The following is a 25,124-nucleotide window of genomic DNA, read 5'->3' on the forward strand; positions in this document are numbered from 1 at the left end:
GGATGACCAGCAGCTTCATGCGGTACGGCACGGTGCCGTCCGCGATCATCAGCGACGGGATCCTGCCCATCCCGATCTGGGCGGTCACCGCCATCTCCCTGGCCCAGACCTACCACCTGCCGCCGATCGGCTCGACCGCGCACAAGGCCATCGTGGCCACCCACGACGACACCATCACGCTGACCGGGGTGCTGGTCGGCCCGGAACGCTACGCCTGGAAGTTCGCCCTGGAGACGATGGCCGAGGCGAGCAAACGGGGGACCGCGCTGGCCGCGTACTCCGGTGGGAGGTTCGGCGGCCTGATCCTGGTCACCTCGATGACCATCCGCACCGACATGCAGGTGCAGTCGCTGACCTTCAACGCCTCGGCGGCCCGCCGCGACGTGCTGGACACCACCATGACCCTCGTCCACGTGCCCCGTCCCAGCCTGCTCGGCAAGCTGCTCGACGTGGCCAGCATCGGAGTCGGCGCGCTCGCCGACGGGTTGGGAAACTGATGCCACCGTTCCCGATCGACCGCTACCTGGTGCCGGAGACGCCGATCGAGGTGCCGGCCGGGTTCACCGAGATCCGGCAGAGCCTCACCGCCGGCCTGCCGCACCGCGTCGAGCTGGGCGCCGGTGTGCACGCCGTGCTGATCCTGCCCACCGGCCTGGCCCGGCAGTGGCTCGACACCGACCCCCTCGCGGTGGTCAGCACCTCCGCCGACGACCTGGCGCCCCGGTCGACGCCGCCCACCACGCCCCGCCCACCGGTGCTGGTCGGCCGGGTGCCGCTGCGGTTGGTCGTCCGGCAGGGCACCCGGATCCTCGGCTCGGTGCCGCTCTGCGCCGGGCTGCGCCGGGTCTGCCCGGACGCCGGCCCGTCGGCCTCCGGATCCGCACCGGTCGCCGTGGAGCTCCTCGTGCTGACGTGGCTGCTGCACGCCGGGACGGTCCGTGGCTCCGGCGACTACGGCTCGTCGATCGCCCTGGCCTGGCGCCGCGCCGACCGGGCTGTCGACCAGTTCGGACCGCCGCCGATCAACGAGTTCGTCTGGCGTCGCCGCCCGCCCGCGCAACGCATCGAGTCCGAGCTGGGCGCCGGCAAGCTGCGCTACCGCTACCTGCTCGACAAGAAGCTGCGGAGGGTTCTGCGATGACGCTCACGCCGTTCCAGACCGGCCAGGTGCGCCAGGGCGCGGTCGGCAACGACGCCGGCTGGACCCTGACCTTCCACCGGGAGACCCCGACCGGGCTCAACCCGGATGTCGCACTCACCCTGTCCAGCGCCGACTACTACGCGGCCATCGACGCCGCGCTGCCCGACGGGCTGGGCCCCGGCGCGTACACCATCACCGTGCAGGGGCTTATCGACGAGCACTTCGCCGTGCTGCGCACCGCCGAGGGGCAACCGCCGCTGGTGGCCAAGCTGCACCTGTACTGGCGTGACGCCAACACCTCCGTCGGCGCGTTCTTCACCAACCTGGTCGGCGTCAACGCCGGGCCGTCACCGGCCGAGCTGACCCAGGCGCTGGTCGCCGTGCTGCGGGTCACCAAGGTGCGCCGGCGCACCGGCGAGCGGACGTACGACACCGAGCTGACGCTCGTCGAGCAGGCGTACGCCCGGCTCGGGCAGCGCGTCGCCGAACGGTTCGAGGCGGCGACGTTCACCGCCGCGATCCAGGCCATCGCCGAGCGCACCCGTGTCGACGTCACCGGCTGGGGCGCCAACCCGGACGGCACGATGACCTCCGGCGCCAGCGAGGCGGCCGGGAACGAGCGGGTCGCCTTCGGCGCCGGGCTGCTCTACCGGGCCGCGCTGGACCGGATCGGTGGGGCGCTGCAGCAGTCGCTGAACGCGTACGGGCGGGGGATGCTGCTGATCCGCGACGGCACCGTGCACGTGGGCAAGCGGCCGATCCCGTACCCGGAGGGGGAGCCGAAGCCCCTCACCCTCGCCACCGGCCTGCTGGAGTGCACCGAGAACGGTAGCCAGGACACCGACCCGTACGCGGCCACCGAGGCCGGCGGCACGGCGCCACCACACCGGCGGGCGTGGACGCTGACGTTGAAGGGCCGCCCCGACCTGAAGCCCGGCGACCTGGTGCTCTTCGACCCGCCGGCGGTGGACGAGGCGACCACGCTGGGCAGCGTCGGGGCTGCGCTGCTCGGTTCGTTCGCCGCCCCGTTCGCGCCGTCCACCGGCGAGCTGGGCGCGGGGGCGAAGCTGCTCTATCTCGGTGCCGCCCGGCACACCCTGTCGCGTACCGCCGGGTTCGTCACGGTCGTGCAGGGGGTGGAGGTCGCGTCCGCCGCCCGGGCCTGGGATACCTGGAGTGACGCGTCCGGCGTGGGCACCGCCGAACCGGTCGGCCCAGCCTCCTCACCCGGGGTCGCCGCCGCGGAGGCGGTGCGCCGCGCGGCCCGGGCGGTCCGGGGTGAGTCGCGTGGGCTGGAGATCGGCGAGGTGCGGGCGGCGGCCACCAACGCCAGCGGCGCGGTCGAGCCGCCGGCGCAGACCGAGACGGTCTGGGAGGGCCTCGCCCGCCCCGACGGCCGGCCCAACGGCGCCCGGCGGCTGCCGGTACGCCGGGAGCAGCCCGCGCCGCTGCCGGGGGTGACCTACCTGACCCCGTTCGCCTGGGGTGGTTGTGGGCTCATCCTGCCCCGCTATCCGGGCACCCGGGTGGCGCTGGCCTACCGCAACGGCGCTCCGGACGACCCGGTGGAGGTGGGTGCGCTCTGGCCCGCCGGCCACGCCCCGGTCTCCCAGCCGGGGGACTGGTGGCTCTCGCTGCCGGTCGGGGTCGCCAGCGACAGCCGCTCCTCGGTCGGCGACGCGGTGGTGCCCGCCGACCACGAGGGCACGGTGGCGCACGACCTGACCGACGGCGACGGCAACCGGGTCATCGAGCTGGGTGAGCTGACCGTGCGGGTGGGACGCGCCCAGTTGCGCGGCCGGGGCCAGCGCCCGCCACGCGCCGACGAGGCGGACAGCATCACCATCGCGCACGCCGCCGGCGGCTCGTCGATCGTGATGAAACAGGACGGCTCCATCACCATCACCGCCAAGCAGATCGACCTGGACGCGGGCAACGGCGCGGTGAACATCAGCGGCGGCACGGTCAACATCGCCGCGGACGACGTCGACGTCCAGGTCAGCAACGCGATGAACGTCCACTGAGGAGGGCGACATGGCTTTCGTGCTCACCACGTCGAGTGACGTGCACTGTCCCAGCCAGGGCACGGTCACCCCGGCCGGGCAGGCGAAGCTGACGGTGGCCGGTGCCCCGGTGGTCCGCCCGGACGGCGTCACGGGTAAGTCGGTGACCGGCTGCTTGATCACCGACAGCAACTCCACCGTCCAGTGCAAGAACGTCGTGTCGGCGTCCGGCGCCGCCCAGAAACTGCACGTCGGCGGGGCCGGGGTGGCCCTGGACACCCTGACCGGCACCACCAACGGCAGCACATCCGGCCTGACCGCCACCGCCGGGCAGAGCAAGCTGAAGGCGGTGTGAGATGGACCGGACCGAGCGCGAACGGCAGGCCGCCCAGCGCCGCTACCTCGGCTGGGGGCTGGCCTTCGAACCCACCATGCCCGGGCTGGACCTGGCCCGGGACATCGTCTTCGACGACGGCCCGAACGGCCGGGTGCTGGCCCTCGTCGCCGGTACCGGCAACGTGGCGCAGAGCCTCGCCGTGGCGTTGACCACGCTGCGCGGTTCGAACGTCTTCGACGCCACCTTCGGGTTCGACGGGCTCAACGCCCTGGCCGAACCGATCGAGCCGACCCTGGTCCGCGAGCAGGTACGGATCGGCATCATCACCCTGCTCGACCGTGATCCCCGGGTCCGCCGCATCGTCGACGTCAACCTCGACGACGGCCGGCTGGGTGTCGGCGGCACCGACAGCAGCGCCGGCGGCGCTGACGACGCGGCCCGGGCCGCGCTGCGCGCCTCCCGCACCCTGCAGGTGCAGGTCCAGTTCGAAACCATCACCGACGACCGGCTCTCGGTGCACCTCGGGGAGCTGCCCCATGTCTGACCCCACCCTTCCCGCCGAGCTGGCCGACGTGCTCGCCGTCGACGCCGCCGCGCTGCGCGCCACCGGCTCCACCGGCTTCGGCATCGTCGACAGCGGCTTCGTGCCGAAGTCCTTCGCCCGGCTGCTCGCCGAGAAGCTGGCCACCGCCCGGCTGCTCTTCGGCGAGGACGTCGACCTGACCAGCGGCGCGGTGCTGCGCAAGGTCCTCGAGCTGGCCGCGCTGGAGGACGCCCGACTGTGGGCGGCGCTCGGCGCGGTGTACGACAACTCCTACGTGGTGTCGGCGACCGCCGACGCCCTGACCCGCCTCGGCGAGGAACTCGGCATCGTGCGGCCGTACCTGCAGGCCCGGGGCACCGTGAGGCTGAAACTGAAGGCGGCGCTGCCCACCGGCCGCATCCAACTGACGCTGCCCCGCGGCGCGCGGTTGTCCACTCCCGGCGGGCACCACGTGGCGCTGGACGAGACGGTGGTGCTCACCGCCGCCGTCGTCGAACGGCAACCGGCCGTCGCCGCCTTCCACCCGGGTCCCGCGCACAACCTCGATCCGACCCAGCCCAGCCAGAGGATCGACCGGTGGAACCGGGCCGACACGTTGCTGGCCGACCTGGACGACGCCGAGCAGGCCGCCGGGAAGGAGCTGGTGGAGATCACCCACACCGCCGCGCTGGCCGGCGGTGAGCAGCAGGTCCCCGACGCCCGCTACCGGCAGTTGCTGCTGGCCGCACCGCGCTCCATCTGGACGGCCGAGGCGATCGGGCTGGCCGTGGCCACCGTGCCCGGCGTACGCCAGGTGCAGGTCTTCGACGGCCGGGGCGGGCTGGACCTCAACCAGTCCATCTTCGGCAACTTCACCTTCATCGAGCGGGTCTTCAGCACCGAACGTGACCTCGGCAACCCGTACTACGTCACGGTGCTGGTCGCGCCGACCGCCGCCGCCATCTGGGACGGCCCGGACGGGCTGCACGCCGCCGTCGAGTCGGTCATCGAGGACCTGCGCCCGGTGGGCATCTTCGCCTCGGTGGACCGGGCCGACGAGGTGGGCATCGGCGTCGAGGCCGACCTGGTGATCCGCGGCCTGCCGTTGCCCACCGGCTCCCGGGAGACGGTGAACGCGTCCACCGCCGCCACCGAGCTGCGCGCCCGGCTGCACGCCCGGCTGCGCCGCTACGTCGACGAGCTGCCGTTCGGCGAGCCGGTCCGGGCGGCCGAGGTGATCTGGACGCTGATGAACGAGCCGGGCGTCGCGGACGTCCGCGCGCTGCGGCTGGTGCGCTTTCCCGCCGACTCGGCGGTGGTGGTGACCGGCAGCGCGCCCACCGGCGACGGCGTGCAGCGGCTGCCGGTCGGCGACAACGCGGTGCTCGCCGCCAACCAGGTGCCCGTCTACGTCGACCGGGACGACCCCCGGCCGTTCCGGATCGTCTGAGCGGGGGCGCGAATGGCCGACATCCGGGTACCCGTGGACGGCGCCGACCCGTCCGTCGAACGCAATCTCGTCGACCAGCTGGAGGGCCCGTACCCGGGCACCGTGCGGCGGGTGGTGGTGCCGATCGCCACCGCCGGCACCGCCGCCGTGGACTGGACCAGCCGCCATCCGCTGCTGACCGTGGTGCTGCGCCGGGACCTGGTCGAGGAGACCGTCCGGGTGACGGTCACCGTCGATCCGGGCGGCACCGGCGAGCGGGTGCTGCCGCCGGTGGTCTTCGCGCCCTGGTCGGCCGCCGGCGCGTCGGTGCCCGCGTACGTGCCGGACACCGCCGACGAGCCGTTGGTCGCCGCGTTCTCCGTCGCCGTGGCGGTCGAGCGGGCCGTCGAGGGCGCCGCGCCCACGGCGGTCACCGGAACGGCGCTGCCCGCCCTGGTCGAGCTGGCCGTGGTCGAGGGCAACCTGGGCCGGCTGCTCTACCTCGTGTCGTACGAGAAGCACCGGCTGCGCCGGGCCGCCCGGGAGGTGCACGCGTACCGGACCCTCGCCCACGCGCGGCGTGACGCGCTGGACCGGATCGGCGCGGACGTCGGGGTGGCCCGCTTCGTCGACGAACTGGTCCACGAAACGGCAACCGGCGAGGTGTACGCCCGCCGACTGGCTCCACCGGCCCGCGAGCCGGACCCGGCGTACGCCCACCGGCTCGGGCTCTACCGGCGGTTCCTGCTGCCCACCCCGGGTGCGGTACGTCAGCTGCTCAACGGCCCCGGCGCGGCAACCGACCCGAACGCCGGGCTCTTCGCGGACCTGCCCGGCGGGGCGCGGTTCACCCTGCGCGAGGACGACGACCGGTTCGCGGTGGCGATCCGGCTGGTCGCCGCCGGTGACCCGCAGCACCGCACCAATTTCCTCGCCCAGCTGCGCCGCGACCGGCTCGTGCTGCCGGCGAACACCCCGCCGAACAACACCACGCACGCCGGCCGGGCGCTGCCGGGCAGCCGGTTGACCCAGGTCACCGCGTTGCGGGCCAGTCTGCGCCAGTCGTACGCCTTCGACAGCGCGCACGGCCTGGCGCCGCCGCTGGCAGCGGCGCTGGACCGGGCCGGGCGGGTGTGTCGGGCCCTCGGTTCCGCCGTCGTGTGGCAGGTGACCCGGGCGCAGGACGACGCCGGTGGCAGCCGCTACGAGCTGGGCCTCGGCGTCGACGTCACCCCGCCGACCGCCGCCCAGGCCACCGACCTGCGCAACCGGGTGCTGAACACCGGCCGCGCGGCCACCGACGACCGGACCGCCGAGGCGCTGATCGCCGCCGCCCGGGTGGCGGGCGTGCCTCCGGTGGCCGCCGACGCCGAGCTCGCCTGGCTGTGGCGGGTCTGCGGGGTGCAGACCGCGCACCGGGTCAGCACCGGCACCCTGTACCTGTCCCACCTGCCCACCCGTGGGCTGGCGGTGACCGCTCCGGTGACCGCCGCGGTCGGCGCCAGCGCGGCGGTCGAGGCGCAGTTCCACGCGCCGGGCGACCCGGGCGGCAACGCGCTGCTGCTGGCCGGGCTGACCGCCGCGGCGGCGGCCTGGACCGCCGCCGGCGAGCCGGCCTGGACGCCGCTGACCGACGCGGCGGCGAGGACCCGGTGGGCGGCCGTGCCGACCCGGCCGGCCGGGCAGCCGGTCGACCAGGTGCTGGCCGCCGCCGGCCTGCCCGCGGTACGGGAACCGGCGCCGGTGGTCGCCGCTCTCGACCGGCTCCCCGACGAGCTGGTGGAGACCATCGAACTACCGGCGGCGCTGGCCAGCGCCCTGGTGGCCGGGCAGCCGGCCGCCGCCGACCGGCTGGCCCGGCTGGTCGGGCTGCTGCGCGATGCTCACCTGGCCGCCGTGCTGCCGCTGGTCGACACCGGCAACCGGGTGCTGCTGGTGTGCAGCGTGATCGGCCTGCCGCAGGCCGGACTCAACCTGGCCGAACGGCGGGCCACCGGGTTCCGCTGGTACACCGTCGGGCTCGGCGGCGGCACGGCGGAGATCAAGGCGGTCGGCGCGCGGACCACGCTGCGTCCCACCGCTGCCGGGCTGGTCGCGGTGGTGGCGCTCTCCTACGTGCGTACCGGGCTGACCGACCCGTACGAGTTCCGGGTGGAGCTGCCCGACGGGGTGACGCTGACCCTGGCCCAGTACGAGCGGCTGATGAACACGTTGACGAGGGTCTGCCCCCTGGGCGTGGAGATCAACACGTTCGGCATCCGCCGCGACCACGTCGACCTCGACGCCGACGGCACCGCCGAGCCGCTGCGCCCGGCGGTGGCCCGCACCTTCCGTAGCTTCCAGCAGCGCCGGCACCGCGGCGTGTACGACCAGCTCTGAGAGGGACACCATCATGGCGAGCGAGATCAACTACGACGGGGTGACCGTCACCGAGCTCTACAAGACGTTCACCGAGCACGGCATCCCGCACTCGGACGCCAGCGTGCTCGTCTCGTCCTGGATCTACGAGAACGTGGGCACCGCCAAGCGGGTGTTCAGCTACGCGGAGTCGTTCCCCGCGGTGGAGCCGGGGTGCGCGCCGCCGCCGTTCGCCCGCACCTTCGCGCACGCCGACTGGGTCGACGGCGAGGACGTGGTGCAGGCTGGGCAGACCACCGGCGAGCAGGGCTTCAACGAGCGTTTCCACCGCATCGAGCACGACCTGGACCACCTCGGCACCGACCTGGCCAAGGCGTTCTCCTGCATGGCTGCCATGCGGGTGAGCCTGCGCCGGCTGCTCGACGAGATCCGCGCGGAGATCAACCGGCTGCACTCGACGGTGCACGAGGACAGGGTCGACGGCGGCGTGTACACGCTCGACAAGCCCCCGAACTACTACGCCCCTCTGGACTTCGGCAAGTACATGGGCACCACGATGTTCCTGGACAAGAAGGTCAGCATCTGGCAGACCAAGGCCGGCACCATCGTGCTGCCCGCCGTGGAGACCCTCGGCGTGGACGTGGTCGCCGGGCCGAAGCTCAAGGGCGCCGCCTACCTCGACCGGTACGCCGCCGAGCACTCCGACGTCCGGCAGCGCTTCCCGCGCGAGGTGAAGCTCACCGAGTTTCTCCGCACCTTCGGCGAGGACGAGGTGGCCGACGGCCGGCTGGTCCGCGACGTGCTCAAGGTGTTGCCGGCGGAGACCACCTACCAGAGCGTCGACGCGATGTTCGCCGAGGTCAGCGAACGGGAGGCGGTGATCGTCCGGACCACGGTCGGCGCCCAGGCGGCGGTCGCCGCCGCACTCGGCATCGAGACCGAGTTGGAGAACGTCGGTGACGCCGACCTCGCGATGCTCACGGCGGTGCCCACCAGGGCTCGGGCGGCGTTGACCCGCAGCGGCATCGACACGCTCGGCAAGCTGGCCGAGGCGCCGGCCGAACAGGTACTGGCCATCATGAAGGAGGCTCAGGTGCGCGCCGACGTGGGCGACGCCGCCGAGTGGACCGGCTACGCCCGGACGCTGAACAAGCTGCGCTGAACGGTTGGTGACGACTCCGGCGAATGGCTGATCCACGCCGCTCGCCGGGTCGGTGTGACGACACAGCGCTGGTGCGTCAACCCTCCACACCCGACCGTGAAACTGCCACGGGGCGATCGGGTGCGAGAGGCGCATACATGGCTGTTCAAGAAATGTCGCACGATCTCCGCTCCGGGGCGAACGACGCCGGGGCGGAGGCGCCGCCCCGGTACACGCTGCGGCTGCTGGGCGGGTTCGGGCTGGAACGCGACGGCCGGGCCGTGACGGTCCCGCAGGGGGCCCGCCGGCTGCTGGCCTACCTCGGTGTACGTCAGCGGTGCGCGCGCGCCGAGGCCGCCGGCACGCTCTGGCCGGGCTCGCACGAGGAGCGGGCCCGGGCCAACCTGCGCACCATGCTCTGGCGGTTGCACCGGATCACCTCGGAGCCGCTGGTGCAGGAGGACGACCGGCTGGCTCTCGCCCCGGGGGTGACCAGCGACGTGGCCACCCTGGGCGCGGCGGCCACCGCGCTGCTGGCCGGTGGGTCGCCGGTGGGCGTCGGCCCCGGCGTGCCGGTGTTGGCGACCGGCGAGCTGCTTCCCGGGTGGTACGACGACTGGGTGCTGACCGAGCGCGAGCGGTTGCGCCAGACACAGCTGTACGCGCTGGAGGCGCTCGCCGAGCGGCTCACCGCGCAGGGCCGGTTCAGCGAGGCCGTGCAGGTGGCGTTGACCGCCGTGCAGTTGGAGCCGCTGCGGGAGAGCGCCACCCGGACGCTGATCGCCGTGCACCTGGCCGAGCGGAACATCAACGAGGCGCTGCGGCGCTTCGAGCTGTTTCGTGCCGACCTGGGTCGGGAGCTCGGCGTCGCGCCGACGCCGTGGTTAGAACACCTGGTGCGGGGCGGTCCGCCGGCGGACCGGAGCGCATAGACACGGCGTCGATCACCAGCGCGGCGGCCGGGTCGGTCAGCCGCGGTGGGCCGGCTGGTCCAGGATCGCGCCGAACCGCTCCTCGGCCAGGTCGAGTTGATCGAAGATGTGCCGCTTCACCGCCGGTGCCAGCGGGGTGTCGGGCCGGCCGATCAGGTCGCGGAAGAGCGGCACCAGGGGTCGGTACTTCCGGGCCGACGAGACGACCTTCGGCCCGATCGTGTGGATCACCCCGACGCCGTTGTCGGTGAAGTCGGACACCTTGATCACCCGAGCCCAGGGCTCCCCGGCCAGGCTGACCGCCAGGTGCTCGCGGTACTGCGTGTTGCGGTCGCGCTGCGGGTCGTACACCGGATTGGTGACGGCGGCGACCAGCGTGGCCACCCGCGGGCCGAACCGGCCGGCGAGCGCTGCCAGCGCGGCGGCTGTCGGGTCGGCGCCGGGCGCGCCGTCGGCCAGCTCGGGCGCGTGGTCCTCGACCGCGTCGTGCAGCAGACCGGCGACGACGACGTCCACGTCGCGCACCTGGTAGTGGTGCATCAGGCGGATGGCCACCCGGAGCAGGTGGTTGAGGTAGGGCTCGCGGACCCGCCGGTCGTCGCGGTGCAGGTCGGCGGCCAGGTCCAGTGCCGCGGTCAGCCGGGCCCGGGAGGTGTCGTCGAACTGCTGGACCTCCAACCGGAAGCGTTCCAGCAGGCCCGGTTCGCCGTGGATCTCGGTGATCGCGTGCATCGGCATGCTGCCCAGGTGCGGCGGGAAGTCCATGCCTCACTTATAGCCGATCTTTCCCACGTCGATCGCCCCGCGCACCGGTCGACGAGCTGGTGGACCGGTCAGATCGGCAGCCGGCCGGCGCCGGCGAGCGGCCCGACCAGGAGCGGGACCAGCGGCGTCGGCAGGACCGGGTCGCGGCGCAGGGTGGGCGTCCAGCCGGCATCGGCGCCCAGGTCGGGGTCGTGCAGCGCGTTGTACGCAGCCAGCAGATCCACCGGTCGTGCCGGACCGTCGCCCCGGCGGACCCAGCTGCCCCGCTCGGTGAGCGCGGTGCCACCCCAGTCGTAGAGCAGGTCGGCCTCCTCGACCGCCGCGTCCACGGTGAAGAAGTTGTTCTGCGCGTACAGCGCGGACTGCACGCCGACGCCGAGCGCGTACTGGAAGTCGGCGCCGCCGAGCCGATAGTGGTTGTTGTAGAGGTCGACCTGACCGAAGCGCACCCGGGGCAGCCGTTGCAGCACGCCGTCGAAGAGGTTGTGGTGCAGGGTGACCTTCAGCCGTCCCACGTCGGGGCCGACGGTGTTGGACGAGCCGATCAGCATCAGCTTGTCCCGGCCGGAGAAGCGGTTCCACGAGGCGGTGACCAGGCTGGCGGTGTGCGTCACGTCCAGTGAGCCGTCGTGCACCTGGTACGGCTGTCCGAAGTAGGTCGGTTGGCCGCTGTCCGGGTTGTCGCCGTCGGTGAAGGTGTTGTGGTCGACCCAGACGTGCTCGCTGCGGCGAACCGAGATCTGGTCGTACTGGCTGTTCCAGTTGCCGGCCTCGCCGTCGGTCGGGGACCAGGCGGGGAAGCAGTCCCGGGCGTCGACGAAGGTCAGGTTGCGGACGATGACGTTCGAGGATCGGTCGACCATGAGGGTGAGCCCGGTCAGCCGGGCGCCGCGCAGCCCGACGACTGTCGTGTTGGGACCGACGTTGATCTGGGTCTGCCGGGTCTGGTTGACCACCGAGCGCACCCGGGCCTCCTCCAGCGGCCCGGTCGGCGTCGCTCGACCCCACACCGCCGGGTCGTACGCGGCCAGGTAGGCGTCCAGCCGGTATCCCGGATCGGCCAGGTCGGCGCAGCTCAGCGCCGTGCCGTCCGGTCCCTCGAAGCCGTCGACGGCACCGTCCACGTAGATCAGCTTCGGGGTGGCGTCGGTCGCGTTGCTGGCGTTGTCGCCGCCCAGCGCGGTGACCAGTTCGGCGCGGCTGCGGACCACCCGGGTCCGCTCCGGGGTCGCCGTCGAGCCGCCGGTGGTGCCGGCGCCCTCGGCAGCCCAGCCGTCCCGCTCGGGCAGCACCTGCCGGCCGAGGTGGCGGGCCAACCAGGAGAGCTGGTCGGCCGCCGCCGGGGAGTCGGAGCGGGGGGCGGCGTCGGCCGGAGCGGCACCGAGCAGGAGGGCGATCACCGTAGCGCCGGTGAGGATTCTGCGCATCGATTCTTCTCATTCGCTGATGGTGATTCGTCGGTCACCAGGAACGGTAGATTCGCGGTTTTATAAGAGTCAATACGAATAGTGTGCAGGAATGTTGCAGTCGCCTCCTATCCCGCCAGCTCCGCGCGGTACGCCGGCACGGCCCACGGCACTCCCCACTCGCTGGGCAGCGCCCCCCGCTCGGCCGCCTCCCGCAGCAGCGGGACCACGCCCCGAAGGTGGCGTGTCCGCGCCCCGCCGTCGCCCACCGCCGTGACCAGGTCACCGTCGAGCAGCCGGGGATCCGGTGCGGCCCGCAACGCGTCCAGCAGCGCGGTGAACGGCGCGGTCCGGGCCAGCGGGGCGATCAGCGGTACTCCGGCCGGATCGGCCCGGTGCGCCAGCAGGTTCTCCAGCAGACCGAGCCGCCCCGGGACCCGGCGGGTCACCACGTCCCCGGGCAGCCGCAACCGGTCCGTCGGATACTCCAGCACCGCCCGTCCCGTCGTGCCGGTCACCACCACCTCGCCCGCCACGAACTCCTCGGCGGCCAGGGTGACCGCGGCCAGCACCGGCGGGCCGGCGCGGAACCGGACCCGCAGCACCGCGGTGTCCTCCACCTCGATGGGCCGGACCCGGTAGCGCTCGACCTCGATCGCCAGCGGCCACGGCGGCGCCCCGCCGAGCGCCTCGGCGACCGCCAGGCACTGCATCACGGCGTGCGCGAGCGGGTTGGCCAGCGCGCCGTCCAGCACCGGTCGGCCGTGCAGGGTCCGTCGACCGGCCCACGCGGACCGGGCGTAGTACGCGTCCGGTCGCTGCCACGCGGCGACGGTGGCGATGCCGGTGACCGTGCCCAGCCGGCCGGCGGCCAGCGCGTCGGTCAGCGCGGTCAGCGCCGCCGAGCCGAGCGCCTGGAAGCCGACCTGTGCCACCCGCCCGGTGGCCGCCAGCGCCCCGGTCAGCTCCTCGTGCTCGGCCAGCGACAGCACCGGCGGCTTCTCCAGCAGCAGGTCCGCGCCGGCCGCGAGGGCGTCCCGGGCGATCGGCAGGTGGGTGTGCGGCGGGGTGCAGATCACCACCACCTCCGGCCGCGCGGCGGCGAGCATCGCGTGGTGATCGGAGAACACCTCGACCCCGGGCGGCACCGGCGCCGCCGGATCGTCCTCCAGTGGCCGGACGTCGACCAGGGCGACCAGGCGCAGTCGGCCGTCGGCGTGCAGTGGCGCGATCACCCGCCGGTGCCACCGGCCGTGCCCGTTCGCCCCGATCACCGCGACCCGGGGCGGCGGCACCGCCCCGGTCACCGGGTGCCGGCCAACGTCGCCTCGACGCCGTGCCGCGCCAACGCGGTCAGCCAGGCCGTGACCTCGGCGCGTACCTCGTCGTCGCCGGCGACCTCGGCCGGGACGACCTCGCGCAGCGCGAAGACCGCGTCGACGGCGCCGGCCGGGCTCTGCGCGCCAGCGGCCAGGGCGGCCCGGATCGGCCCGGCGAGCGGATCCTGGAACGGCAGCGGTCGGCCGTCGTCGGCGTAGCCCAGCGCGAAGCGCAACCAGGCGGCCACCACCAGCGCCCCCCACCGCGCGGACCGGCCGGACGCACGCAGGTCGGCGATGGTGTGCAGGATCCGCTGCGGCAGTTTCTGCGAGCCGTCCATCGCCACCTGCAGGGTGCGGTGCCGGATCGCCGGGTTGCCGAACCGGGCGAGGACCTGCTCGCCGTAGTCGACCACCCGCACCCCGTCCGGCGGGGTGAAGCTGGCCGCCACGTCCTCGGCGATCAGCCGGCGCAGCACGCCGGTCAGGTGCGGGATCTCCAACGCGTCGGCGATCGTCTCCCGGCCGGCCAGCGCGCCCAGGTACGCCACCGCCGAGTGCACGCCGTTGAGCGTGCGCAACTTCAACCGCTCCCAGGGGCCGGCGTCGTCGGTGAGCACCGCCCCGGCGTGCTCCCAGCCCGGCCGGCCGCCGGGGAAGTCGTCCTCGATCACCCACTGCGCGTACGGCTCGGCGGCCACCGCGGCCAGGTCGCTCACGCCGAGCGCCCGACGCGCCGCCTCGATCGTCTCCGGGGTGCTGGCCGGCACGATGCGGTCGACCATGGTGCCGGGGCACGTGACGTTGCCGGTCACCCAGTCGAGCAGCCCGGCCGGAACTCCGGCGGCACGGCTGACCGCCTGGTCGACCAGGCCGCGCAGCCGCCGGCCGTTGGCGGGCAGGTTGTCGCAGCTGACCAGCGCCACCGGCCCGGCGTCCGCGGCCGCCCGGGCGGCCAACCCGCGCAGCAACAGACCCGGCACCGTGGTCGGGGGCCGGCCACCGGCCAGGTCCCCGTCGAGCGCCGAGTCGGGGCACAACAGGCCGGTCACCGGGTCGAGTTGGTACGCCTTCTCGGTCACGGTCAGCGTCACCACCCGTACCGCCGGGTCGGCGAGCAGCGCCACCACGGCGTCCGGGTCGCTGGCCGCGTGCCGTACCCCGCTGAGAGCGCCCACCACCCGGGTCGCGCTGCCGCCCGCGGAGAGGGCGCTGACACTGAACAGGTTGTCCTGCGCGGCAAGTGCCTCGACCAGTGCCGTGCTGCGGGGGGCGACCGCCACGATGCCCCAGTCGCCGCCGGCCGCGCCGAGGGCGGCCTCGGTGTAGACGGCCTGGTGCGCCCGATGGAACGCACCGAGCCCGAGGTGCACCACGCCGGCCGGTACGGTGCCCGGCCGGATCAGTGGCCGCGCCTCGGCGGGCAGGTGGCGCAGCGCGCCCAGGCCGAGCCGGGAGACGCTCCCGGTCACCGCCACGCCGGACCGTCCGGGAAGCGGAACTCGGCGATCGACGCCGGTTTCATGGTGGCGCTGTAACCGGGTCGCTCGGGCAGCAGGTAACGGCCGCCCCGGGTGCGCACCGGGTCGACGAAGTGCTCGTGCAGGTGGTCGACGTACTCGACCATCCGCCCGTCCAGGCCGGCGCCGACCCGCAGGTAGTCGAAGATCGCCAGGTGCTGTACGTACTCGCAGAGGCCGACGCCACCGGCGTGCGGGCAGACCGGCACCCCGAACTTCGCCGCCAGCAGCAGCTCCGCGAGAACCTCGTTGACCCCGCCGACCCGGCACGCGTCGATCTGCATCACGCCGATCGCCTCGGCCTGGAGCAACTGCTTGAAGATCACCCGGTTGGCGGCCACCTCACCGGTCGCCACCCGGCACCGCCCGTCGGTCAGCTCGGTGACCGCGCGGGCGATCCGAGCGTGCCCGAGGATGTCGTCGGCGTGCGTCGGCTCCTCGATCCAGTACGGGTCGACCTCGGCCAGCGTCGCCATCGCGGTGATCGCCTCGTCGACGTCCCAGACCTGGTTGGCGTCCATCATGAGCAGCGCGTCCGGGCCGATCTCGGCCCGGATGATCCGGGCCCGCCGCAGGTCGTCGGCGAGCGGTCCGCCGACCTTCATCTTCATGGCCCGCCAGCCGTCGTCGTACGCCTGCCGGGTCAGCGCCCGCACCTTCTCGTCGGGATAGCCGAGCCAGCCCACCGACGTGGTGTACGAGGGAAAGCCGTCACGTTCGAGGGTGCCCAACCGGTCGGCGAGCCCGTCGCGCCCCTTGTCGAGGATGGCCGCCGCCTCGTCGGGGGAGAGCGCGTCGCTGATGTGCCGGAAGTCGATGCTGGCGACCAACTCGTCGGTGGGCAGCTCGGCGAGGAACCGCCACATCGGCTTGCCGGCCAGGGTGGCCCGCAGGTCCCAGACCGCGTTGACCAGCGCGCCGGTCGCCATGTGGATGACGCCCTTCTCGGGGCCCAACCAGCGCAGCTGCACGTCGGCGCTGAGCGAGCGCCAGAACGCGACAGGTTCGGCCACGATCTCCTCGATCGTGCGCCCTCGTACGTGGTGGGCCAGCGCGCGGACTGCCGCGCAGGTGATCTCGTTGCCCCGGCCGTTGGTGAAGGTGAACCCGGCGCCGGTCGGCCCGGCGTCGGTGCCCAGCTCCACGTACGTCGCCGAGTAGTCACCCCGGTTGATCGCGTCGGAGCCGTCGCCCCGGGCGGCGGTCGGGAACCGCACGTCGTGCACCTCGACGGAGGTGATGGTCGTGGTCACTGGGCCTGCCTTTCGTTCGCGACTGCGGGGCTCCGCTGCTGCACTCCTCGCGCTCACCGGTTGTCGCCGCCGAAGTTGAAGACCCGCTTGGGCAGCCGGTACGCCAGGTCGACGATGGTCTCGGCCGCCTCGTCCATCGGCAGCCGGTGCTCGGCGACCAGGCGGGCCAGGAAGCCGGCGTCCACCCGGCGGGCCACGTCGTGGCGGACCGGGATGGAGCAGAACGCCCGGGTGTCGTCGACGAACCCGGTCGTGTTGTAGAAACCGGCGCTCTCGGTGACCGTCTCCCGGAACCGCCGCAGCACCTCGGGGGAGTCCAGGAACCACCAGGGCGCGCCGAGCAGCAGCGCGGCGTAACCGCCCGCGAGGGGCGCGAGCTCACGGGTGAAGGTGTCCTCGTCGAGGGTGTAGAGCACCACCCGCAGCCGGGGATCGTTGCCGTGGCGCTCCAGCAGCGGGGCGAGCGCGTGCACGTACTCGGTGGCCTGCGGGACGTCGCCGCCGACGTCCCGGCCGTGCCGGGCGTGCAGCCAGCGGTTGTGGTTGCGCACCGCGCCGGGGTGCAGCTGCATGACCAGGCCGTCGTCGAGCGACATCCGGGCGAACTCCATCAGCATGTGCGCCCGGAAGGTCTCCGCGTCGGCCGCGTCGGCCTCGCCGCGCCGGCCCCGGTCGTACAGCCGCGCGGCCTCCTGCGGGCTGAGGTCCAGCGTGCGCGCGGTGGGGTGACCGTGGTCCGACGAGGTCGCGCCGGCGGCGATGAAGGCCGCCCGGCGGGCCCGTAGCGCGGCCAGGTAGCCGGGATAGGTGCCGGTGTCCTCGCCGGCCAGCTCGCCGAGGCGGTCCACGTTGGACGACCAGCCCTCGAACTCCATGTCCACCACGTCGTCCGGGCGGAACGTGGTGACCACCCGGCCGCCCGGCCCGCCCCAACCGTCGGCGGCGAGCTTGGCGTGCTGACCGAGGTCGTCCAGCGGCGACTCGGTGGTGGCCAGCACCTCGATGCCGAACCGCTCGAACAGTGCCCGGGGCCGGAAGTCCGGCTCGGCGAGCCGGGCCGCCACCTCGTCGTAGAGGGTGTCGGCGGTGGCCGGGCCGAGCGGGGTGTGCACCCCGAACACGGTGCGGAAGGTCTGCTCCAGCCAGAGCCGCGACGGAGTGCCCCGGAACAGGTGCCAGTGCGCGGCGAAACGCCGCCAGATCACCCGCCCGTCGGCCTCCACCGGGCTGCCGTCGCGGGTGGGCACGCCCAGCTCGGCAGGGGGTACGCCCTGGCTGAGCAGCATCCGGGTCAGGTAGTGGTCGGGCACGATGAGCAGCTGCGCCGGGTCCGGGAACGGCCGGTCCTCGGCGAGCAGAGCCGGGTCGACGTGCCCGTGCGGGGAGATGATGGGTTGCTCCGCGGCCAGCGCGTACAGCTCCCGGGCCAGGGCGCGCAGGCCGGGTTCGGGTGGCAGGAGCAGATCGGTGTGGTCGTACGTCGACACGGGGGATGAGCTCCTCGTCTTCTGCGTCAGCGGGGGGCGAGCAGGTCGGCGACCCGGACCGGTTGACCGGTCTCGAAGGACCGGTTGGCGGCCAGGCCGGTGAGCAGGGCCAGGGCGCCGTCCTCGGCGGTCGCGGCGCGGTCCAGCGGGTCGGGGTCGCCACCGAGGAGCACCCCGGTCATCCTGGTGTCCGCGCCGCCGTGCCCGAGTCTCGTCCAGCCCTCGACCGGGATCTGTCGGGCCGGGGCCCAGAACGGGCGCAGGGTGAGTGTCGCGCCGCCCCCCTCGGCGGGAGCCTCGGTGCCGTGCAACGCGGCGCCCTTGACCGCTCCGGCGGTGCCCGCGTCGACGTAGTCGTTCTCGGTGACCTCCAGCTCCAGTCGGCCCCGGCTGCCGTTGACCATCACCCGGTAGCCCTCCCAGGGGGCGTACGCGGTGAGGTGGTAGGTCATCGTGGCGCCGGTGGAGTAGCGGGCCAGGACCGCCATGTCGTCCTCGATGCTCACGCCGGGGGCGAACACGTTGCGGTCGCGCTGGTAGCCGTCCTCGGCCTCGGCGTCGAGGTACAAGTCGCGCAGTTGGGGGTGGGCGTCGAGCTGCAGCGCGAACGGGTCGCCGACGGCGGCGGGGGAGCCGTGCGCCCGCTCGTAGTCGCGGGCGTAGCCGTGCCGGCGGCCGCCCTCGCCGTAGAAGAACAGCCGCCCTGCCGCGTACACCTCGACGGGGGTGGCGGCCAGCCACCAGTTGACCAGGTCGAAGTGGTGGCTGGCCTTGTGCACCATCAACCCGCCGGAGGTGGCCTTGTCCCGGTGCCAGCGACGGAAGTAGTCGGCGCCGTGCCGTACGTCGAGCAGCCACTCGAAGTGCACCGAGCCGATCTCGCCGACCGCTCCGTCGGCGAGCAGCCGGCGGACCTGCTCGTGCAAAGGGTTGTAGCGGTAGTTGAAGGCGACGGTCACTCGGCCGCCGGTCTCCGTCACCGCGTCCAGGATCCGTCGGCAGCGCGGCGCGTCCACGGTCATCGGCTTCTCGGTGATGACCTCCCGACCGGCGTGCAGAGCGGCCACCACGTAGTCGTCGTGGGTGACGTCCACACTGGTCACCAGGACGACGTCGACGCGCTCCTTGTCCAGCATGACCAGGAAGTCGGCGGCCTGGTACGTGGGTACCGGACGGTGGCCCAGCCCGGTCAGCCAGCGGTTGTGCGCGTCCATCCGGGCCTGGTTGACGTCGGCGAAGGCGACCAGCTCGGTGGAGTCGGCATGGTCGAGCACCAGGGCCCGGACGAACATCTCCGCCCGTGAGCCGGTGCCCACGACGGCGTACCGGACCCGGCCGTCGGCTCGGAATGACATGTGGTCGCCTCCCGGTTGATCCTGCAAACGTTTGCAGTGAAGTAATCATGCTCGATCCGACCGAGTCAACGAAGGCGGCACAATCGGTGGCTAATGTCAGTGTTTGCGGTATTGGAAGTGGCCATTGAAAGGGCTGGCGAAACGAAACCGTAACCATCCACCGTTGACACTGGCGCAACCGTTTGCATTAATGGGCCACACCTACGTGACCACCGCCACATCGGACGAAGGGGCCGCCGTGCCAGTCACCATCCGGGACGTCGCCCGTGCCTCCGGTGTGCACATCTCCACCGTGTCCCGCACCTTCTCCGCCCCGCACCTGGTCAACCCGGAGACCCGGGTGCGGGTGCTGGCCTGCGCGGAGAACCTGGGCTACCGGCCCAACCGGGCCGCCCGGGCGCTGATCACCGGCCGGACCCACAACATCGGGCTGATCATCGCGGACATCGCGAACCCGTTCTTCCCGCCGCTGATCAAGGCGGCGGAGAGTCAGGCCCGGCACCGCGACTACCACGTCTTCGTGGCCGACACCAACGAGGACCCGATGGCGGAGGAGGAGTTGGTCCACGCCCTGGCCAAGCAGGTGGACGGTGTGCTGCTGTGCAGCCCGCGGATGAGCAACAGCCTCATCGAGCAACTCAGCCGTGAGGTGCCGCTGGTGGTGGTGAACCGCCAGGTGACCGGCCTGCCCTGCGTGCTGATGGACGTCGGGCAGGGCGCCCGGGTGGCGATCGAACACCTGATCGGTCTGGGCCACCGCCGCATCGCGCTCCTGGGCGGGCCCCGCAGCTCGTGGACCAACCGGGAGATGCGCCGGGCCGCCGCCACGGCCGCCCGGGCCGGTGGCGCGGAGCTGACCCTGCTCGGCCCCAACGCGCCCACCGAGACCGGCGGTTCGGCCATCGCCGAGCAGGTGCGGCGCAGCGGAGTGTCGGCCGTGCTCGCCTACAACGACCTGATGGCGATCGGCCTCATCGAGGGGCTGGACGCGCTCGGGGTCCGGGTGCCGCAGGAGGTGAGCGTCGTCGGGGTCGACGACATCGCCCTGAGCCGGCTCACCCGCCCCAAACTGACGACGGTGGCCACGCCCACCGCGGCCGCCGGCCGAACGGCCGTCGACATGCTGCTGCAACAGGACACCGAGTCACCGCGCGGTTCGCGGGGGCTCGGTGGCGGCACGGCGCTCGGTGTCCGTCGCACCACCGCACAGGTAATGCTGCAAACCGAACTGGTCATCCGCGACTCGACCGGCCCGGGCCCGCAGGCCCGACCGGTACGTCCCCTGGCCGCGCCGCCGAGCCCGGACCCGCATTGCCCTGCGGGCCCGGGCAACCCGACCGCGGCCACCGGTGACGCCGTCGCCTCCTAATGCCGAGGAGTGAGCGCACATGCACCCCGCAACGCCTCCCACCAGCGCGCCCGTCGGGCGCACCCACCGTACCCCGCTGCCCCGGCGACGGTTGCTGCGCGGCCTGCTCGCCGTGACGGTCGCCGGGCCGATGCTGTTCGGCGCCGCCGCCTGCGCCGGTGACGACGAGCCCTCCGCGGACCCCAACGCCCCCGTCAAGCTCTCCATCTTCTGGTGGGGCGGCGACGCCCGGGCCAAGCTCACCGAGGAGGCCCTGGCCCTCTACTCGAAGAAGCACCCGAACGTGACCTTCGAGAAGACCTGGCAGGCCAACCAGGGCTACTTCGACAAGCTGGCCACGCTCACCGCCGGCGGCAACCCGCCGGACCTGTTCCAGATCGACGACAACTACCTGTCGGAGTACGCGGCCCGCAGCACCACGCTGGACCTCTCCTCCTACCAGAAATCCGGCAAGCTGGATACCTCGAAGTTCCCGGAGAGCCTCTGGCAGTACGGCGTGGTCGACGGCAAGCTCGCCGGTCTGGCCGCCGGGGAGAACACCCAGGGCCTGGTCTACAACAAGACGCTGCTGACCAAGAACAACCTGCCCGAGCCGACCACCGGGATGACCTGGGAGCAGCACATCGCCTGGGCCGAGGAGGTGTCGAAGAAGACCGGCGTGCCCGGCACCCAGGACCCGAGCGCCGACTACAAGGCGTTCTGGGTCTGGCTGCGCCAGCAGGGCAAGGACCTGTACAAGGGCAAGGAGCTCGGTTTCACCGCCGAGGACGTGACCACGTGGTTCGAGCTGTGGAAGGGCGCGCGGGACCGCAAGGCCACCCCGACCGCCGACATCATCCACCAGGGCAACTCCAGCGACATCACCAAGCAGCTGGTGGTCACCGGCAAGTCGGCGACCTCCTGGGTCTGGGCCAACCAGATGCCCGACCTGAAGAAGAACACCAAGGACGAGCTGGGCGTGGTCGCCTATCCCGGTGACCCCAGCGCCCAGTGGGCCCGCGCCTCGATGTACTGGTCGGTCTTCAAGGGCAGCAAGCACAGGGACGTCGCCGTCGACGTGATCAACTTCCTGAACAACGACCAGGAGGCGGTCAAGCTGCTCGGCACCGACCGGGGCCTGCCGTCCAACCAGGACCTGCGCCGGGTGGTCAGTGACGACACCACCGACCCGGCGATGAAGCAGTCCATCGCCGTCGAGGCGGAGCTGACCCAGAAGTTCGGCACGTCCCCGCAGGTGCCGATCAAGGGACACAGCAAGGTCCGCTCGGAGCTGATCAAGGCCGCCGAGAACGCGCAGTACGGCCGGGTCACCCCCGCCGCGGCTGCCGCCCAGTTCGTCGAGGCGTGCAAGTCCGCCATCGCCTGACCGCCCCACCAGGCGAGGAGAGGAGCTGTTCGTGGCATTGACCACGGCACCCGACCCGACCCGACCCGCCCCCGGATCCGTCCGGGCCCACGCCGAGCGGCGCGGGCCCGGACGACTCCGGCACAGCGAAGGTCTGGCGGGGTACGTCTTCCTGTCGCCGTGGCTCATCGGCCTGATGGGTGTCACGGCGGTCCCCATGCTGTTGTCGCTCTACCTGAGCTTCACGAACTACGACATCCTCACGCCCTTCTCCGAGGTGCAGTGGGTGGGGCTGGCCAACTACGAACGGATGTTCACCGCCGACCCGTCGTACTGGCACGCGGTGCGGGTCACCCTGACCTTCGCGCTGGTCGCCGTCCCGTTGAAGCTGGCCGCGGCGCTCGGCGTGGCGTTGCTGCTCAACCGCGCCTGGCGTGGCGTCGGGCTGTTCCGCGGGCTGTTCTATCTGCCGTCGCTGCTCGGCGGCAGCGTCGCGCTGGCCATCGTGTGGGTCAACATGTTCAACCGTGACGGCGCCTTCAACTCACTGCTGAGCCTCTTCGGCATCGAGGGCGAACCCTGGGTCAACGACCCGGACTGGGCACTGCAAACGCTGATGGTGCTGGCCATCTGGCAGTTCGGCGCACCGATGGTCATCTTCCTGGCCGGGCTCAAGCAGGTGCCCACCGAGCTGTACGAGGCCGCCTCGGTCGACGGCGCCGGCCGGTTCCGCAAGTTCCGTGACGTCACCCTGCCGATGCTCTCCCCGGTGATCTTCTTCAACCTGGTGCTGGAGACCATCAACGGCTTCCAGGGCTTCACGGCCGCGTTCGTGCTGAGCAACGGCACCGGCGGCCCGGTCGACTCCACCCTGATGTACACGCTGAACCTCTACATCACCGGCTTCACCGACCTCGAGATGGGCTACGCCTCGGCGATGGCCTGGGTCTTCCTGCTCGCCATCGCGGGGATCACCGCGATCTTCTTCAGCACCGGACGGTTCTGGGTGCACTACTCCGACGGGGAGGACCGGTAGATGGTGGCGGTGACCCCGATGGCCGGCGCGTCGAACACGCCGGCGCCGGCCCCGCGCCGGCGGCCGACCGGCCGGCCGGTGCTGCGGCTGCTCATCCTGCTGGCGATCGTCGCCGTGGTGCTGTACCCGCTGATCTGGATGGTCGGCACCTCGCTGAAGTCCCAGGCGGAGATCGTCAACAACATCGGGTTGCTGCCCGAGCGGTTCACACCCGGCAACTACAGCGCCGGGTGGAGCAACTTCGACATCAGCTTCGGCCGGTTCTTCCTGAACAGCGCAATGGTCAGCCTGCTCACCGTGGTCGGCAACGGCATCTCCTGCCTGCTGGCCGCGTACGCCTTCGCCCGGCTGCGGTTCCGGCTGCGCGGCATGTGGTTCGCCGTGATGATCGGCACGCTGCTCCTGCCCTCACACGTGCTGATCGTGCCGCAGTACATCCTGTTCCGCACCCTCGGGCTGGTCGGCGGCGACTGGCCCTACCTGCCGCTGCTGATCCCCCAGTTCCTGGCCACCGAGGCGTTCTTCGTCTTCCTCATGGTGCAGTTCATGCGGGGTGTCCCGCGCGAGTTGGACGAGGCGGCCCGGATCGACGGCGCCGGCCCGTACGGCATCTTCCGGCACGTCATCCTGCCGCTGAGTCGTCCCGCGCTGGTCACGACGGCGATCTTCTCGTTCATCTGGACCTGGAACGACTTCTTCCGGCAGTTGGTCTTCCTGTCCCAACTGGAGGACTACACGGTGCCGGTCGCGCTGACCCTGTTCATCGACTCGACCAGTCAGAGCGCGGTCGGGCCGATGTTCGCCATGTCGGTGCTGTCGCTGCTGCCGGTCTTCCTGTTCTTCGTCGCGTTCCAGCGGATGCTCGTCGAGGGGATCAACACCAGTGGCATCAAGGGCTGAACCGCAGGAGCAGGGCGGCCGGCGGGACTGGCGCGACGTCGCCCGGGACGCCGCCGACCTGGCGTTGCTCGGCATCCTGCTGGTGCTGGCGGCAGCCCCGCTGGTCACCGCCACCGCGGCCGTCGGCACGGCCAGCGCGGCGGTGCACGACTGGACCCGCACCGGCAGTTGGCCGCCGGCACGGGCCAACCTGCGGCGGTTCGGACGCGCGGTGCTGCCGGGCGTGCCGGTCAGCCTGCTCGCGGTCGCCGTGGTCGGGCTGCTCGCCGCCGACCTGACGGCCCTGGCCACCGGACGGGTGCCGGGCGGTCCGCCCGCGCTGCTGGTGACCGCACTGATCGCTGCCGGCCTGGCCGGTTGGGCCGGACTGGTCGTCGTCGAGGTGGGCGGGAACGGGGGCGTGCGGTGGCGGGCCGCGGCCCGGTCCGCCGCCCGCGCCTGCCTCGACCAGCCCGCCCGCTGGGCGGCGCTGAGTGGGGTGACCGCGCTGGCCGGGCTGCTCGCCGTGCTGGTCACCCCGGTGGCGGTGCCGATCCTCGCCGGCTATACCGTGGCCGCCCTGCACGCCGTCGCCGGTCGCTGGCCGGTCCCCGCCCACCTGGAGCTGCCGTGAGGGCCAACCCCGCCGACGTCACCACCGAGAGCACCGGATTGGCGCCGGCCCGGTTGCGGGTCGGCGACACGGAGGTGGCCCGGTACGTGCTCGACCCGGCGCTCGACGTGCGGCACGGTCCCCGGCCGTACCTGCATCCGGTACGCACCCTGGGCGGCACGGTCGTCACCGACGCGCTGCCCGCCGACCACGTGTGGCACCTCGGCGCGTCCCTCGCGGTGCAGGACGTCAACGGCGCCAACCTCTGGGGCGGGCGCACCTACGTCCGCGACGTCGGCTACACCTGGCGCGACGACCACGGCGTCATCGCGCACACCGGTGAGGTCGAGCAGGCGCCGGACCGGTACGCGCACGATCTCCAGTGGCGCGACCAGGCCGGCCAGGTGCTGCTGACCGAGCGGCGTCGCCTCGCCGCGTCGGCGGTGGCACCCGACGTCTGGCGGCTCGACCTGCACTCCGCCCTCACCGCACCCGCCGACCGGGAGGTGCGCCTGGGCAGCCCGGCCACCAACGGACGCTCCGACGGGGCCGGCTACGGCGGGTTCTTCTGGCGGGCGGCCGCCGACGGGGCGGCGACGGTGTTCACCGCCGACGCCACCGGCGAGGAAACGGTCAACGGCAGCGCGGCGCCCTGGCTCGCCCTGACCGGCGTCGGGCCGGGCGGCGGGGCGTACACGCTGGTCGTCGACGGTCTGGGGCGGGACGACCGGTGGTTCGTGCGGACCGCCACCTACCCGGGGATCTGCGTGGCGTTCGCGTTCGACCGGCCGGCCGTGGTGCCGGCCGGCGACACCCGGCACGGCCACTACCGCGTGTGGGTGGCCGACGGGACCCTCGACCGGGATCGGGCCACGGCCCTGGTCGGGTCCCCGGCGCACTGATCCCGCAGCGT

The 25,124-nt window shown here is 72.8% G+C and carries 22 protein-coding genes; 15 read left to right on the forward strand and 7 right to left on the reverse strand.

Features of this window, described 5'->3' with window-relative positions:
- Window positions 1-2: 2 nt before the first annotated feature.
- The 9 genes from ACLJN9_RS00755 (at window position 3) to ACLJN9_RS00795 (ending at window position 9,864) form a co-directional block, all read left to right on the forward strand.
- A complete protein-coding gene (locus tag ACLJN9_RS00755; protein WP_410808993.1) occupies window positions 3-497 on the forward strand; it encodes a hypothetical protein in 495 nt (164 codons plus the stop codon).
- Complete coding sequence (locus ACLJN9_RS00760; protein ID WP_410808994.1) at window positions 497-1,141, forward strand: hypothetical protein; 645 nt, start codon at window positions 497-499, stop codon at window positions 1,139-1,141. Before ACLJN9_RS00755 ends, ACLJN9_RS00760 begins: the two co-directional genes overlap by 1 nt.
- The gene (locus ACLJN9_RS00765; RefSeq protein WP_410808995.1) at window positions 1,138-3,165 is read left to right on the forward strand and encodes a hypothetical protein; all 2,028 of its coding nucleotides are present in this window, start codon (window positions 1,138-1,140) and stop codon (window positions 3,163-3,165) included. Before ACLJN9_RS00760 ends, ACLJN9_RS00765 begins: the two co-directional genes overlap by 4 nt.
- Window positions 3,166-3,175: 10 nt before the next feature.
- Entirely contained in the window at window positions 3,176-3,499 is a 324-nt protein-coding gene (locus ACLJN9_RS00770; protein WP_410808996.1) for a hypothetical protein, read from the forward strand.
- A 1-nt stretch (window position 3,500) separates the two neighbouring features.
- Window positions 3,501-4,025, forward strand: a complete 525-nt coding sequence (locus tag ACLJN9_RS00775) for a hypothetical protein (RefSeq protein WP_410808997.1) — start codon at window positions 3,501-3,503, stop codon at window positions 4,023-4,025.
- A complete protein-coding gene (locus tag ACLJN9_RS00780; protein ID WP_410808998.1) occupies window positions 4,018-5,454 on the forward strand; it encodes a hypothetical protein in 1,437 nt (478 codons plus the stop codon). The genes ACLJN9_RS00775 and ACLJN9_RS00780 overlap by 8 nt, the downstream gene beginning before the upstream one ends.
- A gap of 12 nt (window positions 5,455-5,466) precedes the next feature.
- Window positions 5,467-7,812 (forward strand): hypothetical protein, encoded by a 2,346-nt coding sequence (locus ACLJN9_RS00785; RefSeq protein WP_410808999.1) that lies wholly within the window; start codon window positions 5,467-5,469, stop codon window positions 7,810-7,812.
- Between the two features lie 13 nt (window positions 7,813-7,825).
- A complete protein-coding gene (locus tag ACLJN9_RS00790; RefSeq protein WP_410809000.1) occupies window positions 7,826-8,953 on the forward strand; it encodes a hypothetical protein in 1,128 nt (375 codons plus the stop codon).
- Window positions 8,954-9,090: 137 nt separating this feature from the next.
- Window positions 9,091-9,864, forward strand: coding sequence for an AfsR/SARP family transcriptional regulator (locus ACLJN9_RS00795; protein ID WP_410809001.1), 774 nt, complete (start codon window positions 9,091-9,093; stop codon window positions 9,862-9,864).
- 36 nt (window positions 9,865-9,900) lie between these two features.
- Here the strand turns inward: ACLJN9_RS00795 and ACLJN9_RS00800 are convergent, their stop codons facing one another.
- From ACLJN9_RS00800 to ACLJN9_RS00830, 7 genes are all read right to left on the reverse strand, one after another.
- Window positions 9,901-10,629, reverse strand: a complete 729-nt coding sequence (locus ACLJN9_RS00800) for an HD domain-containing protein (RefSeq protein ID WP_410809002.1) — start codon at window positions 10,627-10,629, stop codon at window positions 9,901-9,903.
- 68 nt (window positions 10,630-10,697) lie between these two features.
- Window positions 10,698-12,056 (reverse strand): polysaccharide lyase family 1 protein, encoded by a 1,359-nt coding sequence (locus tag ACLJN9_RS00805; RefSeq protein WP_410809003.1) that lies wholly within the window; start codon window positions 12,054-12,056, stop codon window positions 10,698-10,700.
- A 107-nt stretch (window positions 12,057-12,163) separates the two neighbouring features.
- A complete protein-coding gene (locus ACLJN9_RS00810) occupies window positions 12,164-13,342 on the reverse strand; it encodes a Gfo/Idh/MocA family protein (RefSeq protein WP_410809004.1) in 1,179 nt (392 codons plus the stop codon).
- The gene (locus ACLJN9_RS00815) at window positions 13,339-14,832 is read right to left on the reverse strand and encodes a mannitol dehydrogenase family protein (RefSeq protein ID WP_410809005.1); all 1,494 of its coding nucleotides are present in this window, start codon (window positions 14,830-14,832) and stop codon (window positions 13,339-13,341) included. Before ACLJN9_RS00815 ends, ACLJN9_RS00810 begins: the two co-directional genes overlap by 4 nt.
- On the reverse strand, window positions 14,823-16,127 hold the full coding sequence (locus tag ACLJN9_RS00820) for an enolase C-terminal domain-like protein (protein ID WP_410809006.1): 1,305 nt from the start codon (window positions 16,125-16,127) through the stop codon (window positions 14,823-14,825). Before ACLJN9_RS00820 ends, ACLJN9_RS00815 begins: the two co-directional genes overlap by 10 nt.
- A 53-nt stretch (window positions 16,128-16,180) precedes the next feature.
- Complete coding sequence (uxaC, locus tag ACLJN9_RS00825) at window positions 16,181-17,614, reverse strand: glucuronate isomerase (RefSeq protein WP_410809007.1); 1,434 nt, start codon at window positions 17,612-17,614, stop codon at window positions 16,181-16,183.
- 26 nt (window positions 17,615-17,640) lie between these two features.
- Window positions 17,641-18,969: a Gfo/Idh/MocA family protein gene (locus ACLJN9_RS00830; RefSeq protein ID WP_410809008.1), complete on the reverse strand. Its 1,329-nt coding sequence runs from the start codon at window positions 18,967-18,969 to the stop codon at window positions 17,641-17,643.
- Window positions 18,970-19,207: 238 nt separating this feature from the next.
- Between ACLJN9_RS00830 and ACLJN9_RS00835 the strand changes: the two genes are divergently transcribed.
- From ACLJN9_RS00835 to ACLJN9_RS00860, 6 genes are read left to right on the forward strand one after another with little or no spacing between them, the layout of a single operon-like run.
- Window positions 19,208-20,338: a LacI family DNA-binding transcriptional regulator gene (locus ACLJN9_RS00835; protein ID WP_410809009.1), complete on the forward strand. Its 1,131-nt coding sequence runs from the start codon at window positions 19,208-19,210 to the stop codon at window positions 20,336-20,338.
- A 19-nt stretch (window positions 20,339-20,357) separates the two neighbouring features.
- A complete protein-coding gene (locus tag ACLJN9_RS00840) occupies window positions 20,358-21,704 on the forward strand; it encodes an ABC transporter substrate-binding protein (RefSeq protein ID WP_410809010.1) in 1,347 nt (448 codons plus the stop codon).
- A gap of 31 nt (window positions 21,705-21,735) precedes the next feature.
- A complete protein-coding gene (locus ACLJN9_RS00845) occupies window positions 21,736-22,719 on the forward strand; it encodes a carbohydrate ABC transporter permease (protein ID WP_410809011.1) in 984 nt (327 codons plus the stop codon).
- Window positions 22,720-23,619, forward strand: a complete 900-nt coding sequence (locus ACLJN9_RS00850) for a carbohydrate ABC transporter permease (RefSeq protein ID WP_410809012.1) — start codon at window positions 22,720-22,722, stop codon at window positions 23,617-23,619.
- The gene (locus ACLJN9_RS00855) at window positions 23,603-24,232 is read left to right on the forward strand and encodes a hypothetical protein (RefSeq protein ID WP_410809013.1); all 630 of its coding nucleotides are present in this window, start codon (window positions 23,603-23,605) and stop codon (window positions 24,230-24,232) included. Before ACLJN9_RS00850 ends, ACLJN9_RS00855 begins: the two co-directional genes overlap by 17 nt.
- On the forward strand, window positions 24,229-25,113 hold the full coding sequence (locus ACLJN9_RS00860) for a PmoA family protein (RefSeq protein WP_410809014.1): 885 nt from the start codon (window positions 24,229-24,231) through the stop codon (window positions 25,111-25,113). The genes ACLJN9_RS00855 and ACLJN9_RS00860 overlap by 4 nt, the downstream gene beginning before the upstream one ends.
- The last annotated feature ends 11 nt before the right edge of the window (window positions 25,114-25,124 follow it).

This window comes from Micromonospora sp. 067-2 (assembly GCF_046549295.1).
Taxonomy (GTDB): Bacteria; Actinomycetota; Actinomycetes; order Mycobacteriales; family Micromonosporaceae; genus Micromonospora.